The 649-nt window shown below is 38.8% G+C and carries 1 protein-coding gene; it reads left to right on the top strand.

Annotated elements, in window-relative coordinates:
- Nucleotides 1-182 precede the first annotated feature (182 nt).
- The gene (locus ACS8FD_RS21570) at nt 183-611 is read left to right on the top strand and encodes an Hsp20/alpha crystallin family protein (protein WP_439261662.1); all 429 of its coding nucleotides are present in this window, start codon (nt 183-185) and stop codon (nt 609-611) included.
- Nucleotides 612-649: the final 38 nt, after the last annotated feature.

Below are 649 nucleotides of genomic sequence, written 5' to 3'. Positions count from 1 at the left end.
GCATCTTACTTATCGTTACTGGTAATTCGTTAAATATCTATTCTAGAAGAATAGATAAAGACAAAATTCCTCATTAATATATTAGACCATAACATCTTAAAATTAACCCTTGAAATTATATAGCCTACCTTTATATATGTAGGTTAGATACACAGTAAACAATCAATGATAAGGAGACTGTTATGAGTAAACTTGTTACACGCAATTCAATCTTTGACAACTTCTTTGATGAGATGGCACCTAGCTTTGTGATGCGTCCGCTGCATGGTGAAGCGCTCCCTAATGCTAGCCAAATCAAGATTGATGTTAGTGAAAAAGATGATGCGTTCCATGTAAACGCTGAGATACCTGGCGTTGCCAAAGAAGATATCGACCTGTCTATTACCGGAGATATCGTTTCTATCAGCGCTGAGATTGCGCAGCACGACGAGCAAAAAGACGGCGACAAGATACTACGCAGCGAGCGCTACTTTGGCTCAGTATCGCGTAGCTTCCAATTGCCATCCAAAGTAAAGGTTGATGCAGCAGAAGCCTCTTATGAAAACGGCATATTAGAACTGGTACTACCAAAAGAGACCAGCTCAGAGCGCAAAAAGCTTGAAATTAAATAAAGCCAGATAAGCTTTAATAAGAAAGCTAGTTAAATTCA

The organism is Psychrobacter sp. 1U2, from assembly GCF_051847575.1.
The sequence above is the reverse complement of the archived record's forward strand: the minus strand, read 5'-3'. Positions and strand labels throughout refer to the sequence as shown.

What these genes read in the sequence shown, in the direction of transcription:
- ACS8FD_RS21570 (WP_439261662.1), top strand. Translation starts at nt 183, where the DNA reads ATGAGTAAACTTGTTACACGCAATTCAATCTTTGACAACTTCTTTGAT.